This window comes from Puniceicoccus vermicola, from assembly GCF_014230055.1.
Classification (GTDB): Bacteria; Verrucomicrobiota; Verrucomicrobiia; order Opitutales; family Puniceicoccaceae; genus Puniceicoccus; species Puniceicoccus vermicola.
In genome coordinates this window covers 1-15,315 of record NZ_JACHVA010000141.1, presented here as the reverse complement: position 1 = coordinate 15,315, position 15,315 = coordinate 1, and the positions used below count along the sequence as shown (strand labels likewise).

Annotated in this window: 11 protein-coding genes; 7 read left to right on the top strand and 4 right to left on the bottom strand. The window is 54.5% G+C overall.

Features of this window, described 5'->3' with window-relative positions; all coding sequences use genetic code 11:
- Window positions 1-83: 83 nt before the first annotated feature.
- On the top strand, window positions 84-494 hold the full coding sequence (locus H5P30_RS20985; protein WP_185694880.1) for a hypothetical protein: 411 nt from the start codon (window positions 84-86) through the stop codon (window positions 492-494).
- On the opposite strand, the gene H5P30_RS20980 is transcribed toward H5P30_RS20985, so the two are convergent.
- The 3 genes from H5P30_RS20980 to H5P30_RS20970 are packed head-to-tail and all read right to left on the bottom strand — an operon-like array spanning window position 449 to window position 4,026.
- Window positions 449-1,210 carry a succinate dehydrogenase/fumarate reductase iron-sulfur subunit gene (locus H5P30_RS20980; RefSeq protein WP_185694879.1) on the bottom strand — a complete coding sequence of 254 codons (762 nt, stop codon included), beginning with the start codon at window positions 1,208-1,210 and terminating at the stop codon, window positions 449-451. The genes H5P30_RS20985 and H5P30_RS20980 overlap by 46 nt on opposite strands.
- Window positions 1,211-1,230: 20 nt before the next feature.
- Window positions 1,231-3,210 (bottom strand): fumarate reductase/succinate dehydrogenase flavoprotein subunit, encoded by a 1,980-nt coding sequence (locus H5P30_RS20975; protein ID WP_185694878.1) that lies wholly within the window; start codon window positions 3,208-3,210, stop codon window positions 1,231-1,233.
- 27 nt (window positions 3,211-3,237) lie between these two features.
- The gene (locus tag H5P30_RS20970; RefSeq protein WP_185694877.1) at window positions 3,238-4,026 is read right to left on the bottom strand and encodes a succinate dehydrogenase cytochrome b subunit; all 789 of its coding nucleotides are present in this window, start codon (window positions 4,024-4,026) and stop codon (window positions 3,238-3,240) included.
- Between the two features lie 178 nt (window positions 4,027-4,204).
- Between H5P30_RS20970 and ilvE the strand changes: the two genes are divergently transcribed.
- The 6 genes from ilvE to H5P30_RS20940 all read left to right on the top strand — a co-directional run bounded on the left by ilvE (window position 4,205) and on the right by H5P30_RS20940 (window position 13,879).
- Entirely contained in the window at window positions 4,205-5,071 is an 867-nt protein-coding gene (ilvE, locus tag H5P30_RS20965; protein ID WP_185694876.1) for a branched-chain-amino-acid transaminase, read from the top strand.
- 31 nt (window positions 5,072-5,102) lie between these two features.
- The gene (locus H5P30_RS20960) at window positions 5,103-5,609 is read left to right on the top strand and encodes a UvrB/UvrC motif-containing protein (protein WP_185694875.1); all 507 of its coding nucleotides are present in this window, start codon (window positions 5,103-5,105) and stop codon (window positions 5,607-5,609) included.
- Window positions 5,599-6,687: a protein arginine kinase gene (locus H5P30_RS20955; protein ID WP_185694874.1), complete on the top strand. Its 1,089-nt coding sequence runs from the start codon at window positions 5,599-5,601 to the stop codon at window positions 6,685-6,687. The genes H5P30_RS20960 and H5P30_RS20955 overlap by 11 nt, the downstream gene beginning before the upstream one ends.
- A gap of 63 nt (window positions 6,688-6,750) precedes the next feature.
- The gene (locus H5P30_RS20950) at window positions 6,751-9,237 is read left to right on the top strand and encodes an ATP-dependent Clp protease ATP-binding subunit (RefSeq protein WP_185694873.1); all 2,487 of its coding nucleotides are present in this window, start codon (window positions 6,751-6,753) and stop codon (window positions 9,235-9,237) included.
- A 329-nt stretch (window positions 9,238-9,566) separates the two neighbouring features.
- Entirely contained in the window at window positions 9,567-10,121 is a 555-nt protein-coding gene (locus tag H5P30_RS20945; RefSeq protein ID WP_185694872.1) for a DUF1439 domain-containing protein, read from the top strand.
- 581 nt (window positions 10,122-10,702) lie between these two features.
- Window positions 10,703-13,879, top strand: coding sequence for a S8 family serine peptidase (locus H5P30_RS20940; RefSeq protein WP_185694871.1), 3,177 nt, complete (start codon window positions 10,703-10,705; stop codon window positions 13,877-13,879).
- A gap of 626 nt (window positions 13,880-14,505) precedes the next feature.
- Here H5P30_RS20940 and H5P30_RS20935 read toward each other — a convergent pair.
- A partial coding sequence (locus tag H5P30_RS20935) for an IS256 family transposase (protein ID WP_185694870.1) occupies window positions 14,506-15,315 on the bottom strand: 810 nt, incomplete at its 5' end.

Genomic DNA, 15,315 nt, shown 5'->3' with positions numbered 1-15,315 from the left:
GATGGACGACGGATTCGTGGATTTGTTCAGCGATCCGGGAATGGCACAGTTGGTTTTTTCTGGGAGGATCGCAGCAAACCGTGATGAAAAAAGCGGAATCGTCGGGCACCCAAGTCGGAGGAGTGTGGAAAAGACGCTTTCTTTCGAAATCCGGCATTGAGGAAATGCTCTATATGGGGAGCTTGGAGGTCAAAGAGAAAAGTTTTGCCAGGGTTTGGTTGGTGGATTCGAGCTGGGGTGCGGCTTGGGCCAAGCCGCGCTACCTTTGGATGGGTAGCGCTCGATGGCTCATCGAGCATTGCGTGGGATGGGAGCTGGGTTGGTTGGATAGTTATGGGTTGGTGGATTTGAACTGGGGTGCGGCTTGGGCCAAGCCGCGCTACCTGGCAAAAAAAGACCCTCCCCGGTTTCGGGGAGGGTCTTGTGAAAAGATTTCTGTGGGCCGGTTTTATCCGGCTTTGGAGAAGAAGCTGCGGACGGAGGCCAAGGCGTAGTCGCGATTCATCTTGGCGATGACGTCGAGCTTGATCTCCTTCGGGCAGGCTTCCTGGCACTCGCCGTAGTTGGTGCAGTTTCCGAAACCGGCTTCGTCCATGGCGTGAACGACGCCGAGGACGCGGCGGTCGCGCTCGGCCTTCCCTTGCGGGAGGGAGTTGAGGTGGGTGACCTTGGCTCCAGCGAAGAGCATTGCCGATCCGTTCGGGCAGGCGGCGACGCAGGCACCACAGCCGATGCAGGCGGCGGCGTCCATGGCCTTGTCGGCGACCTCTTTGCCGATTGGCGTGAGGTTGGCGTCCTGCGCACTCCCAGTGCGGGCGGTAATGAAGCCGCCGGATTGGATGATACCGTCGAAGGCGGTGCGATCGACAACCAGATCCTTTTGAACAGGGAAGGCCTTGGCGCGCCAGGGCTCAATGGTGATGGTGTCGCCGTCCTTGAAATGACGCATGTGCAGCTGGCAGGCGGTAGTGGCCTTTTCGGGTCCGTGCGGCTGGCCGTTGATGACCATGGAGCACATTCCGCAGATCCCCTCGCGGCAATCGTGGTCGAAGGCTACTGGGGGCTCGCCCTTGTCAACAAGCTGCTCATTAAGGATGTCGAGCATTTCGAGGAACGAAGAGCCTTCCGATACATCGGGCAGTTCGTAGCTCTCGAAGCCGCCAGCGGCGTTGGCGCTCTTTTGTCTCCAGATTTTCAGGTGAAGTTTCATGAGATTCTGTTCCTTTCGAATTACTTGTAGCTGCGGGTGGCGAAGTGGACTTCTTCGTATTCGAGCTTTTCCTTGTGGAGGGAGGGCACTTGATCCTCCCCTTCAAACTTCCAGACGCCGACGAATCCGAACTCATCATCGTGGCGTTTGGCCTCCCCGGAGGAGAGGTATCCCGATTGAACGATTTCGTCATCCTCGGTGTATTGGTGTTCGACTCGGAAGTGACCGCCGCACGATTCTTCGCGCATGAGCGCGTCGCGGCACATCAGTTCGCCGAAATCCATGAAGTCGGCCACGCGTCCGGCGCGCTCGAGCTCCTGGTTGATCTCGTCGGGATCGCCGACCACTTTGAGGTTCGACCAGAACTCCTTCTTGAGGGCCTGAATCTCCCGAATAGCTTCTTCGAGGCCAGCCTTGTCGCGGGCCATTCCGCACTTCGACCAGGTGATGTCCCCGAGTCGCTTGTGGAAGCTGCGCGGGCTTTCCGTTCCCTGAATGGATAAGAGTTTGTCGATCCGGGCGCGGACGGCGGCTTCAGCTTCGTCGAATTCGGGAGCGTCGGCTTTGACCTTACCTGCGGAGGCGAGTCCTTGGCTGCCGAGGTAGTTCCCGACCGTGTAGGGGAGCACGAAGTAACCGTCGGCCAGTCCCTGCATGAGAGCAGAGGCACCGAGGCGATTCGCGCCGTGGTCAGAGAAGTTGGCTTCTCCAGCGACGAACAAGCCGGGTAGGTTGCTTTCGAGATTGTAGTCTACCCAGAGCCCACCCATAGTATAGTGGACGGCGGGGTAAATCATCATCGGAGTGGTGTAGGGATCCTCTCCGGTGATGCACTGATACATGTCGAAGAGGTTCCCATAGCGCTCGGCGATGGTTTCCTTCCCAAAGCGCTCAATGGCGTCGCGGAAGTCGAGGAAGACTCCGAGTCCGGTGGAGGCGATCCCCCGTCCTTCGTCGCAGGCTTCCTTCGCAGCGCGCGAGGAAATGTCACGCGGGGCGAGATTTCCGAAGGAGGGATATTTCCGCTCCAAGTAGTAATCGCGCTCCTCTTCCGGGACGTCGCCAGGGTGAAGTTTCTTTTCGCGAATCTTCTTGGCGGTCTCTGGATCCTTCGGAGCCCAGACGCGCCCGTCATTGCGGAGAGACTCCGACATGAGGGTGAGCTTGGACTGTTGGTCACCGTGAACGGGAATGCAGGTCGGGTGGATCTGCGTGTAGCAAGGGTTGGCGAAACCAGCGCCCTTGCGGTAGGCCCGGAAGGCGGCGGTCACGTTGCAGCCTTGAGCGTTGGTGGAGAGGAAGAAGGCATTGCCGTATCCGCCAGTGGCAAGAACGACGCAGTCGGCGGCGAAGCGCTCGATCTTCCCGTTGACCAGATTCCGGGTGATGATTCCCTTGGCGTGACCGTCGACAAGAACAAGTTCGAGCATCTCGTGGCGGTTGTACATCTTCACCTGACCGAGGCCGATTTGGCGGCTCAGTTGCTGGTAAGCGCCGAGGAGGAGCTGCTGTCCGGTCTGACCGCGGGCGTAAAACGTGCGGCTCACCTGTGCACCCCCGAAGGAGCGGTTGGCGAGGAGACCGCCGTATTCGCGGGCGAAGGGAACCCCTTGGGCGACGCATTGGTCGATGATGTTCCCCGAGACCTCAGCGAGGCGGTAGACGTTGGCTTCGCGAGAGCGGAAGTCGCCTCCCTTAATGGTGTCGTAGAAAAGACGGTAGATGCTGTCCCCGTCGTTCTGGTAATTCTTCGAGGCGTTGATCCCGCCTTGAGCGGCGATGCTGTGGGCGCGGCGCGGGCTGTCCTGATAGCAGAAGCAGCTGACGTTGTAACCCATCTCCGCGAGCGAGGCGGCAGCGGCACCACCGGCGAGGCCGGAGCCTACGATGATGACGTGATACTTCCGGCGGTTGGCCGGATTCACGAGCTTGATGTTCGCCTTGTGGTTGGTCCACTTCTGGGCGAGCGGTCCTTCCGGGATGTTGGCATTTAATTCCATGACGTGTGTTCCTTAGCTTTGCGCAAATTAGTGGTGGGCCGAGTCCGGGTAGGTGACGTGGATCGGAGTCTCTCCGTTCCAGTTCTCGGTGGCCTGACGAACTTCGGAGCCGTAGACGATGTCGGGCCCGCCATACCATGAGATCATCGAAGTGATCGGGATGATGCTGAACCCGGCGAAGATCAGGAGGCCGAAAGCCAGAGCGATGCAGTTCAGTCGGCGGCGCCAGATTTCATTCCGGAATCCGAGCGACTGGAACATGCTGGAAACCCCATGTGAGAGGTGCCAGCAGAGAAGGCCCATGGCGATGATGTAGAATCCCGAGACCCAGACGTTGGAAAAGCCAAGGATGATCATGGCGTAGGCGTCCTGAGTGTCCTTCCCATCCAGATCGTAGCGCAGGTTGTGGAAGGCCGGATCGATGTTCTGCACCGTAAAGTGCATCAGGTGGAAGATGATGAAAGCCAGGACGATCAGCCCCGAGTATTTCATCGTGCGGGCGGCAAAGGAAGCCTGCATGTATTTTTGCTTCTCGTAGGTCTCCGGCCGTGCTCGGCGATTCTCGATAACGAGCATCACGGCCGAAACGATGTGGAGAACGACTGCGGCTAGTAGCACGATGCGTACTACCCAGAGAATCTCCCACGGGAGAATGTGATGCAAAAAGTAGGCGTACTCATTGATCGCCTCTGGCGGGCCAAATACTTGCAAATTCCCCAGCATGTGGCCGAGGACAAATCCGACAAGTATGATACCCGTGATTGCCATCACGAATTTCTTCGCGAGAGAAGTGCGGAATAATCCGATGGGACTCATTTTTTTTCCTTATTCTGTTAATGAAAGCTATTCGGAAGGGTTATATTCGTAAGCGCGAAGTGCAATGACGTTTTCCGTGAACTTTTGGTTCTATAAAAAGTTCTTCCTGACCAAATAAGGTATTCTACTTTGGATTTCGGATGGACACGAAACGACGTCTGCATCATACCGCGAATGAATGAAGGTCTATTTGAATGGTGAATTCGTCGAGAAAGAAGACGCAAAAGTGTCGGTGTTCGACCATGGATTCCTTTACGGTGATGGCGTTTTTGAGGGGATCCGCCTCTACAGTGGAAATATTTTCAAGCTCGAAGAGCATTTGATCCGACTGGAGCAGTCGGCGAAGGCGCTTTTGCTCGATATGCCCGTGACACGGGATGAAATGCGGGAGCTCGTCTGCGAGTCATGCCGAGTCAACGGCCTGACCGACGGCTACATCCGCTTGATTGTGACCCGGGGCGTGGGCTCACTGGGTCTTTCGCCGAAAGGCTGCGGACCTTCGGGGCTGGTGATCATTGCCGACACCATCGAGCTTTTCCCGAAGCGTTTTTACGAGGAAGGGTTGAAGATCGTGACCGTGCCGACGCGTCGTCTCGGAGCGGCGTCGCTCCCGCCGATGGTCAAGTCGCTCAACTACCTGAACAACATTCTCGCCAAGATCGAGGCTCAGGCCAGCGGCCACCTTGAGGCACTGATGCTCAACGATCAGGGCTACGTGGCCGAATGCAGTGGCGACAACGTTTTCATCATCCAGGGCGATACTCTCGTCACCCCGCATACCGCTTCGGGTAGCCTTCGCGGCATCACCCGCGACGCGGTTCTGGAAATTGCCGAGAAGAGTGGCATGAAGGTGGAGAAGAAAAATCTCACCCGCTACGACATCTGGGTTTCCGATGAGTGCTTCGTTTCCGGAACGGCGGCGGAGATTGTTCCGGTCGTCGAAGTCGACGCCCGCGTCATCGGAGACGGGCGCCCTGGGCCGAAGACGCTGAAACTTCTCGAAAAATATAAGGAACAGGTCTCTGGGGACGGCACTCGGATTTGACCCGCGTCAGGATTTCGCTCATCTTTTATAGATGGCGAAACCAAAACAGTGCATCCACTGCGGGAAGCCGGCGACAATCCACCTAACGCAGATTGTAGACGGTGAGATCCGCAAGGTCGATCTGTGCGAGTCCTGTCAATTTAAGGACAGCATGGCCGCGGACTTTGATATCGAGCCGTTCGCCAAACTGGCAGAAGGAGTCGTGGCCGCCGCGCAGAAGCAGTCCGGGGAGGTTCACGCCTGCCCGAAGTGCGGATGCGACGATGGGCAGCTCCAGGAGACGGGCCGTTTTGGATGTCCCGACTGTTATGAAGCCTTTGAACCGATTCTTCCGGACCTGCTGGGCAAAATCCAGCCGGGCCTGATGCATGAAGGGAAGGTGCCCGTCCACGGCATCCGCCGTCAGGCGACCGGGAAGAAAGAAGCTGAATTGAGAAAGCAATTGGAATCGGCGGTCCGCGAGGAACGCTTTGAAGACGCCGCGGTTTACCGCGACCAATTGCGCAAATTGGAGAAAGAAAAAAACGATGGAGCTTAAAATTGAGTCTCTGATTCGGGCCGATTCGGAGCTGACCCATCAGCACACCTCGTCGATCCCGATTATTCTGAGTACCCGCATCCGCCTCGCGCGGAATCTGGCGGGCCACATCTTCCCGAACCAGTCGACCGACGAGAATCGGAACGAAGTCTTTGAAGTTTGTCGTAAGGCCATCGAAGGAGCGGAGGGGATGGATTCGTCCGTTTCCCTGCGGATGGAGGACATCTCGGAGATGGAGCGTAAGATCCTGGTCGAGCGCCACTTGGTCAGCCGGGAGTTGATCGAATCCCAGTCCGGGGCCGGGGTGGTCATCAACGGCGATCAGTCCTGCGCGGTCATGATCAACGAAGAGGACCACCTGCGGATTCAGTCGATGCTGGCAGGATTTCATCTCGATAAAGTCTGGACGACGATCAACGCCCTCGACAACTCACTCGAGGAGACGCTCGATTTTGCCTATTCGGAAGACCTCGGTTTCCTGACCGCCTGCCCCTCGAATGTGGGCACCGGTTTGCGGGCTTCGGTGATGATGCACCTGCCCGGTCTCGTGATCACCAAAAACATGGAAAAAGTCATCCGCGCCGTGAACCAGATCGGGCTCGTCGTCCGCGGTTGGCTCGGGGAGGGTTCCGATGCGTCGGGCAGCATTTTCCAGATTTCCAACCAGCAGACCTTGGGCGAATCCGAGGAGGCCATCTTGAAAAGACTGGCCAACGTTCTCAAGACGGTCCGGGTGCAGGAAGAAAACGCCCGGATGCGCTTGTTGCAGACCGATCGCAACCGGATCCTCGACCGGATCGGGCGCGCTTATGGAATTCTGCGAAACGGGCATCTTTTAAGCTCAGGAGAGGGTATGAGTCTGCTGTCATTGATCCGGCTCGGAACCGATTTTGGAATGTTCCCCAAGGACACGCGCTGTCTGGTGGATCGGCTCTTTATTGAAGCCCAACCCGCTCATGTGCAGTATCTTGCGGAATCCGAAATCGAATCTGCGGCCCGGGACGCACTCCGCGCTTCCTCGGCGCGGCGCAACTTCTCCGCAATCGCTGAACCGGATTATGACGCAGCGCCATCTTGACCCAATGGGACAAAAATCATGTGCCCGTTGACTCTTTGATCACACCGTAATAGAAAGGTATATATGGAGCCGATGAACAATTTTACGCCTCGCGCGCAGCAGGTCCTCGCTCTCGCCCGAAAGGAGGCCGACCGTTTTCACCACACCTACGTTGGTACCGAACACTTATTGCTCGGCCTGATCAACCTGGGTCAAGGCGTAGCGGTCAACGTCCTCCAGAAGCTCGGCTTGAGTTTGGATACCGTTCGCAGCGCTGTGGAAAAGCAGGTGGGTACAGGTCCCGAGACCAAGCCGACCGGCAACATCCCTTACACCCCCCGCGTGAAGCAGGTGCTGGCCCTGGCCAATAAAGAAGCCAAGGCCCTCAACCACAGCTATGTGGGGACCGAGCACATTCTGCTGGGTCTCTTGCGGGAGGGGGACGGAGTCGCCGCGCGCGTACTTCGCTCACTCGACGTCGACATCGAACGCTGCCGGAACGAAATCCTCATCGAGCTCGATCCGAACTTCAGCGAGAACCCGGAAGCGGGCGCCGAAGCAGCAGGGGTCGGCTCGAATCCACAGGAAGAGCGCAAGGAAGTGAAAACGCCGGCGCTCAAGTCCTTCGGTCGTGACCTTACGGAAATGGCGAAGAAAGGGGAACTCGATCCGGTCATTGGCCGCGAGAAGGAGATCCGTCGCGTCATTCAAATCCTCTGCCGGCGCACCAAGAACAACCCGGTCCTCATTGGAGAAGCCGGGGTGGGGAAGACGGCGATCGTCGAAGGCCTCGCCCAGGAAATTTCGCAGGGCGTGGTTCCGGAGATTATCCTCGATAAACGCGTGATCACCCTCGACCTCGCTTTGATGGTTGCGGGCACAAAATATCGCGGTCAGTTCGAGGAGCGGATCAAGGCAGTCATGGACGAAATCCGCAAGTGCGGGAACGTCATCCTCTTCATCGACGAGCTCCACACCATTGTCGGGGCCGGAGCCGCCGAAGGGGCCATGGATGCCTCGAACATCTTCAAGCCAGCCCTCAGCCGTGGCGAGTTGCAGTGCATCGGCGCGACGACGTTGGCCGAATACCGCAAGCACATTGAGAAGGATAGTGCACTCGATCGACGTTTCCAGTCGGTCAAGGTCGATCCTCCCTCGGTCGAAGATTCGATCCAGATCCTCAAGGGCATTCGTTCGAAATACGAAGAGCACCACAAGGTAGAGTTTACCGATGAAGCTCTCGAGATCGCGACCAAGCTCTCGGACCGCTACATCACCGGCCGTTTTCTCCCAGACAAGGCGATCGACGTGATCGACGAGTCGGGCTCGCGCGCCCGCATCAACTCACTGGAGCGTCCTCCGGAGATCGAGGAATACACGGACCGGATTGACGGCGTTTGCACCCAGAAGGAAGAGGCCATCAGCGCTCAGAACTTCGAGGATGCCGCCCGCTTCCGCGATGAGGAAAAACGCCTTCGCAAAGAACGGGAAGAGAAGCTCGAGGCCTGGAAAAAGAGCCGGGAAGAGCAGAAAATCACCGTCAGCGACGACGACATCCTTCATGTGATCTCCGACTGGACCGGCATCCCGCTGACCCGGATGGAGCAGCAGGACAGTGCCAAATTGCTCCACCTCGAGCAGGATCTGCAGTCTCAAGTCATTGGGCAGGATCCGGCCACGGTTGCAATCTCTCGGGCTTTGCGTCGTTCGCGTGCGGATCTCAAGGATCCTCGCCGCCCGATCGGTTCGTTCATGTTCCTCGGGCCGACAGGGGTGGGGAAGACTCACTTGGCCAAGACCTTGGCAGAATCGATGTTCGGCAGCTCAGATGCCATCATTCAGGTGGACATGTCCGAGTATATGGAGAAATTCTCCGTCTCGCGTCTCATCGGCTCGCCTCCCGGCTACGTCGGCTATGAAGAAGGTGGGCAGTTGACGGAAGCGGTTCGCCGCCGTCCGTATTCGGTCATCCTCCTCGACGAAATCGAGAAGGCGCATCCGGATGTGGTTCAGCTCCTCCTCCAAGTCCTGGAAGAAGGTCGCTTGACCGACAGCCTCGGTCGCCGGGTTGATTTCCGGAACACGATTCTCATCATGACTTCGAACGTCGGAGCTGAGATCCTCCAGAAGAATTCCTCCATGGGATTTGGTTCGGAAGACACCATGGCTGATTTCGACAAGGCTCGGGATCGGATTCTCGACGAGACCAAGAGGCTCTTTAAGCCAGAGTTCCTGAATCGTTTGAACGAGTTGATCATCTTCCGTCCACTCGACCGCACCCACATGAAGGGGATCGTCGATCTCGAATTGAAGACCGTGCTGGATCGCCTGAAGGACCGCGGCATCTTCTTCACGCTGACCGACGCCGCTCGCGACTTCCTCCTCGAGGAAGGGTATGACGAGAAATACGGCGCCCGCCCTCTCCGTCGCGCCATTGAGCGTTACATTGAGGATGGATTGGCCGAAGAGATCCTCGGCGGATCGATTAAGCCCGGCGAACCGATTCAGATCGACAAGAATCCAGACCGCAAGGAACTGACATTCCGTCAGGAAACCTCCTCTTCGGTCTAATCGATTCGTCCAGAAACTTTTACAACGGCGTCCTTCGGGGCGCCGTTTTTTTTTAGGGGGAGGTGCGGATCGTGTGGGGATTTGGATGGGTGAGTATACCGATCTAGAAGAAAATGAAGGTGCTCCGGATTGAGAGGACTATGGTTGGAGTCTCTCCAAGTGTGGGTAGAAAAGTCCTTTGAATTTCTGGAGAAGGTGCATGAGCCTTGGCGAAAAGGGATGGCGGGACGTAACGAAATTGTAGGAATTACCCTGAAAAAGGGACTTTTGTGAATAATTCGTGATTCTCAGGACTTGCTCCTTGTGCGGATTTTAGGAAGATTTCGCCTATGGGTAAAAAGCTGACTATCGCTCTCGTTATTCTTATCGTCCTAGGCATCGCCTCCTTCATCTTCCTGAAGACGAAGGGAATCACCGTCTCGATCACCCAACCAATGATCGATAAAGCGTTGGAAACGGCTTTCCCCAAGAGCGATACCTATCTCACTGTTGTCGAGGTGACTTACTCGAATCCAGTGGTTAAGCTCCTGGAGTCCTCCAATCGGATTGAGATTGGGATGGACGCCAAAGTCGGACTCGGCGGAGGCCTTTTGGGCAAGTCCTACTCCGGAAGCGTTCAGCTTTCCTCGGGACTTCGTTATGATTCCGAGACACTCCAGTTCTTCCTCAATGAGCCGACCGTCGATAAAATCGACATCCCCGGTGTTCCCTCGAATCTCTCGGATCAAGTGGTCCAAGCCGTGACCAAGGCCTCACAGCAATTTCTTCAGGACATCCCCGTCTACAAGTTGAATACCGAAGACTTCAAGATCGCTCTGGCTGCTGCCGTTCTCAAAGGATTTGAGATCCGCGACCAAGAGATCCAAGTCACCTTGGGACTCTAAGTCCTAGGAGAAGGGGAAAGGGAAATTTGGAGCGGAACGACGATAGCCGTTTCGAAATCTTGGGCTCCATGCGGGTAGGTTGATTTCTGATGCATCCCCGCCGAGACGCAGCTGAAGCTGCTGTCCTACTGAGACGCTGGATCGGGACGTACCCGCTCAGCTTCAGCTGCGCGGTCTTGCTGGGTGAAGTGGCTCCCTTTGGTTAAGGAACGAATGTGGAGCGGAATGGCGATAGCCGTTTCGAAGTCTTGGGCTCCGTGCGGGAGCGTTGATCTCTGATGCGTTCCCGCCGGGACGCAGCTAAAGCTGCTGTCCTACTAAGACGCTGGATCGGGTTACCCGCTCAGCCTGATGTCTTCGCTCAGTTCTGGCGATTTAGGGGTCGCCCTTGGGGCCACCGATTGAAGGGGATTCGAGGTTCGGGATTAGGTAATTCGTAATTCTCTCGGAATCTGATCGAATAGGACTTCTTATTCTACGTTTGGGAGGGATTAGGTTGTCCTTGTCGATGGGAGGTTTAAGAAAAGTAATATTCTGCTCGCGTTCTTGAGCAGCTCCATTTACGAATTCGGTCTCCTCCTATGAAAAAGAAAATAGTCGCTTTAGTTGCCGCCGCTCTTGTCGTTTCCTTCTTCCTGATTTTTCAATCGAGCAGTCGGGACGAAATTGTCGATCCCTCCGTTTTACAAGGCGTTGGAGATCAGGGACACGATAAAGAGGTTGCGTCGGCGCCATTGGCTTCTCAGGAAAAGTTGACAGCGAATAATGCAAGCATGCCTTCTGCACAGCCAGAGATAGGACCGATGGCAGGGCTCTTGGAAGATGCAGTTTTGCTAGATGCTCGGGATATGCCGACTGACTCTGATGGGCGATTCGTGAGGAAATCCTTATACCGGGTGAAAAACTTTTCCTATCCGAACGTTTTGGTTGAAAGCGTTATGGAAAGTTCGATAGACGGAGAGACGAAAGCGGTTTGGTCGAGCGCTGTCGTTGGTGACCACGCGATGATTCGCCTCCCCGATGGGGCGACGAAAGAAGACCTTCAGGAGTGGATGTCCGTGAATGGATATTATCTTCGAGGCCAATTGTCGACAGCACCGGTTTTTATCGTAGCTACGAGTTCTCCGGCTCTGAACTCTGTCGATTCTATTGTTCGATCATTTGAAGAGGCATTTCTTGCTGGTCAGCCAGATTGGGATCTTCGCGGTGTTGCAGAAGCCGATAATATCGGGTTCTTTTCTGGCACGATTCCAGATGACGAAGATTTTTATATTCAATGGGCGCTCGAAAATACTGGTCAATGGTCTGGCAGTACAGAGGGGGCGGACATCGGAGCAACCATTGCGTGGAATGTCGGCACGGGATCTTCAGATGTTGTCGTTGCGGTTGTTGACAGTGGAGTCCAACTCGACCACCCGGATCTAAAAGAGAATTTATGGACAAATGTCTACGAAATTCCCGGGGACGGTATAGATAATGATCAAAACGGATTTATCGATGACGTAAACGGATGGGATTTTGTTGGAAACTCATGGGATCCTAATTCTTCTTCTACGGCAGTGTTGAAGCCCGACAATGATCCATCTGATCAGAATGGTCATGGAACCCACGTTTCCGGAATTATCGGGGCCAGAGGTAACAATGGTATTGGAATATCGGGTGTCTGTTGGAAAGTCAGCATTATGCCTCTGAAGATCGGAAGTTCGGGCCGTTGGATCTCATTCTCTGCCGCAATTGATGCGACTAATTACGCTGTCAGTAATGGTGCAAAAATGATCAACAATAGTTTTGGTGGTTTTGGCCGTCCTGAGGCAAGAAATCCACCAATTTTGTATGAGGACGCGATACGGGCCGCATCCAATGCAGACGTTCTTTTTATTGCTGCTGCCGGGAATGCTCTCCTCGATGAGCCGCCCGTTGATACCGATCAAGTTCCTTATTATCCTTCTTGCTACGATGTCCCGAATGTCATTTCTGTGGCGGCTAGTGACTACAACGATGACCTCGCTTCCTTTTCAAATTATGGGGCATCTACGGTCGATCTTGCCGCGCCAGGAGATACGATCTATAGCACTTATCCAGAATCCTCCTATGCTTTGATTTCAGGGACCTCAATGGCTGCGCCACAAGTAACGGGTGCGCTAGCGCTTTTGAAATCTGTAAGTTCAGTCAATGGTCAAGGTCTTAAGTCGAGGCTGCTATCCACCGTCGACAAGCTAGGTGCGTTTTCTGGAGCGGTTGCAACTGGCGGACGGCTGAATGTGCAGGCTATGCTTGGTGCAACAGAAGACAGCGACCCCGGGGACACCCCAGTTATTGGAGGTCAGTTTTCAATCACAGATGTGGCTATTTCTGACCCGAAATCAATTTCTCCCTACAATAACGGTGACGGATTTATCAATCCAGGCGAGACCGTGGTGGTGGAGTATACGATTACAAACATTTCGGACACCACTGCCTATGTGATCTATAGTGATATCGAGGCGAGTCCCGAAGAATTGTATACAAATATTCCTATGGGGTTCGATAGCATGAACTTCGGAAATCGTTCGATTGGCAACCTCCAGCCGGGGCAGTCTTACCGAGATAAGAATTTACGTTTCTTTTGCTACGGAAATACGCCTGTGCCATATACAGGAAGCTACTCGATTGTGCTGAAGAGCGGCGGGCCTAGCAGCCGTACTAGCCAATCCTTTTCTTTTTCCGCGACGGCATCGAATACGGTTAATGTTTCGGGAACGGTTGTTTCTTCATATGATCCTTTGCCCAACGCGAGTGTCATCTTGGAAGCAAATGGTGAGCAATTTATGACCACGAGTGATTCTCAAGGTCGCTTTTCGATTCGACTACCCGGGAACACTTATGAGATTTTCGCAAGTGTAAGTGAATTTTATACGGGCATTCCATTTACGATAAATGCGATCAATGGAGCATCTGGTGTTAAACTGAGAGTCCCCGTTTCCAAATTTTCGGTATTTCCAGAATCGATTGAAGTGACCGTCGAGGCTGGCTCTATTTTGACGGATAACAGTCTTTCTTTATACAACTATGGGGTCGCCCCCGGGGAATGGACTGCGATAGTTTCGGCCGGATCGAGTGTTGCGCAAATAGACTCACAGGAGTCCGCGCAATCGGCTGAATCCCTCCCAATTTTCGAGTCCGCAAACTGGCTTTCAGTCAATCCGTCGGGGGGGCTTCTTAACGCTGAGCAGATGGAGGAGATTGAGTTGACATTTTCGCCCGATCCATCCGTTTCCGGGATTTACTATGCATCGTTATTGGTGGTGACGGATGCACCGATTGGTTCAGAATTAACGGTCCCGATTAAGATGACGGTTACCATTCCTTCAGTGAATGGATTTCCTGCCGCAGCCTATGCAAATTGGTTGGATTCTCAGGTGAGGAACTTTGGTGGCCCAGGGAATTATTCTCTAAGCGGATTCGATTATGATGGGGACGGCATCGAAAACATGGTTGATTTCGTTTTGGGAGATCCTAGCGGAACCGAAGGCGTTAGCCTGAAATCGAAAGGGGATGTTCGAGAATTCTCTTTCAATATGCGTGAAGATGTTCCGCTTGAATGCATTCAGGTCCTATATTCGGACGATTTGATCGAGTGGGATGTTGTCGATTCGGATACCAATGTTCAGAACATTGAGGAGTCATTGAATGAAGACGGATCTAAATCTGTGACAGTCGAAATTAGCGGTCAAGACGTTTCAGATTCTCGATTTTACCGGCTGAAAATCACCCCTTGATTCCAGAATAGTGTTTATTCTACAGGGGGTGACGGGCCAATCTGCTGAAGGTAGACTTTTGGCAATTTGATGATCGTCCCGCCGAGGACCCATTGAAGATGCTTTCAGGAGAATGGGGGTAGCATTTTGTCGTAAGACGGATGGCATTAGCTCACCGATCTCAATCGGGGAAGTCATTCCTTCACTGCGAGATATGAATCATGATCCCGGCGTATCAGTCCTTTTACTTACGTCATTGAGAGGGAATAGCAATGTTTAGTCTTGGAGTTGGATAGGAGGTCGGCTCTGCTGGCACTTGCCAACCCATATAGGGACACGTTTCTGATGGCATCGGAACGTCTTGGCCGGGAATTCATTCTTACGGGTCTCATATCGTTCGGATTAGCCATCGCTTCAACGGGGCAGCCTGAAATTGCGAGTGATTTACGAATTGGTAATTTGGAGCGGAATGGCGATAGCCGTTTCGAAGTCTTAGGCGCCGTTCGGGAGCGTTGATTTCTGATGCGTTCCCGTTAGTGTCCAAAATCTTTCGCAAAAAGGTCCAAGTGCCTCAAGGCGTTGGTGATTGTTTTATGATGTTTAGTTGATGTTGATGTCAATAGCCCCCCATGGGGGGCTGGCGATTTTCAGGCGGTTTGTTGAAGTTCGATTTCCTCAAGCTTGGTCATATCCATGTATTTTCGGGTATCTGACCATGATTTTGTGGCGATGTGTCTGAGTCTGGCACAGGCGAGCATGAGAGCGCTTTTCCCGTCCGGGAAGCTTCCGACCACTCGGGTTCTGCGACGTATCTCCTTCATGATCCTTTCGAGCATATTGTTGGTGCGGATGCTGCGGTGGTGCTCTCTGGGGAAACGGTAGTAGGTGAGCGATTCGTCGATTCCCTGAAGCAGGATGCTGGCTGCAGGACCGAGCTTCAAGTCTTCGAGCTTGGCGGCCACGGAGATTGCTTTTTCGCGGGCACTTTGGGCATCTTCCTGGGCATGGATTGCCTTGAGCATAGGGATCACCTCCTCGCGCTTTTGTTTGGGCACTTTGTGTAGGATGTTTTTATGGAAGTGGAAGACACATCGTTGCCATTTGGCTTGCGGATAAAACTCCGGTAAGGCCTCGATCAACCCGGCTGCCTTATCGGAGATCGCCAGATCGATCCGGCGCAGTCCCCGCCCGTATAGGTTGCGAAGCAGGTTCCTCCAGCTCTCCTTGTCTTCGCTCATGCCCTCGCTCACTCCGAGCACCTCGCGGAATCCCATCTCGTTCACTCCGATGGCCACGAGGATACTGACGTTCTCGACCTCGCCTCCCCAAGCCCGCTTGAGCCAAAGGCCGTCCAGGTAGGTATACACGTAGCGATTCCTGAGCGGCCTCTGCCGCCACTCCTCAATACGCTCGTAAATCTTCTGGTTGAGGTTACTGACCGTCGAGGGACTTACCCG

What these genes read in the sequence shown, in the direction of transcription:
- ilvE (WP_185694876.1), top strand. Translation starts at nt 4,205, where the DNA reads ATGAAGGTCTATTTGAATGGTGAATTCGTCGAGAAAGAAGACGCAAAA.
- H5P30_RS20940 (WP_185694871.1), top strand. Translation starts at nt 10,703, where the DNA reads ATGAAAAAGAAAATAGTCGCTTTAGTTGCCGCCGCTCTTGTCGTTTCC.
- H5P30_RS20980 (WP_185694879.1), bottom strand. Translation starts at nt 1,210, where the DNA reads ATGAAACTTCACCTGAAAATCTGGAGACAAAAGAGCGCCAACGCCGCT.
- H5P30_RS20950 (WP_185694873.1), top strand. Translation starts at nt 6,751, where the DNA reads ATGGAGCCGATGAACAATTTTACGCCTCGCGCGCAGCAGGTCCTCGCT.
- H5P30_RS20975 (WP_185694878.1), bottom strand. Translation starts at nt 3,210, where the DNA reads ATGGAATTAAATGCCAACATCCCGGAAGGACCGCTCGCCCAGAAGTGG.
- H5P30_RS20970 (WP_185694877.1), bottom strand. Translation starts at nt 4,026, where the DNA reads ATGAGTCCCATCGGATTATTCCGCACTTCTCTCGCGAAGAAATTCGTG.
- H5P30_RS20945 (WP_185694872.1), top strand. Translation starts at nt 9,567, where the DNA reads ATGGGTAAAAAGCTGACTATCGCTCTCGTTATTCTTATCGTCCTAGGC.
- H5P30_RS20960 (WP_185694875.1), top strand. Translation starts at nt 5,103, where the DNA reads ATGGCGAAACCAAAACAGTGCATCCACTGCGGGAAGCCGGCGACAATC.
- H5P30_RS20955 (WP_185694874.1), top strand. Translation starts at nt 5,599, where the DNA reads ATGGAGCTTAAAATTGAGTCTCTGATTCGGGCCGATTCGGAGCTGACC.
- H5P30_RS20985 (WP_185694880.1), top strand. Translation starts at nt 84, where the DNA reads ATGAAAAAAGCGGAATCGTCGGGCACCCAAGTCGGAGGAGTGTGGAAA.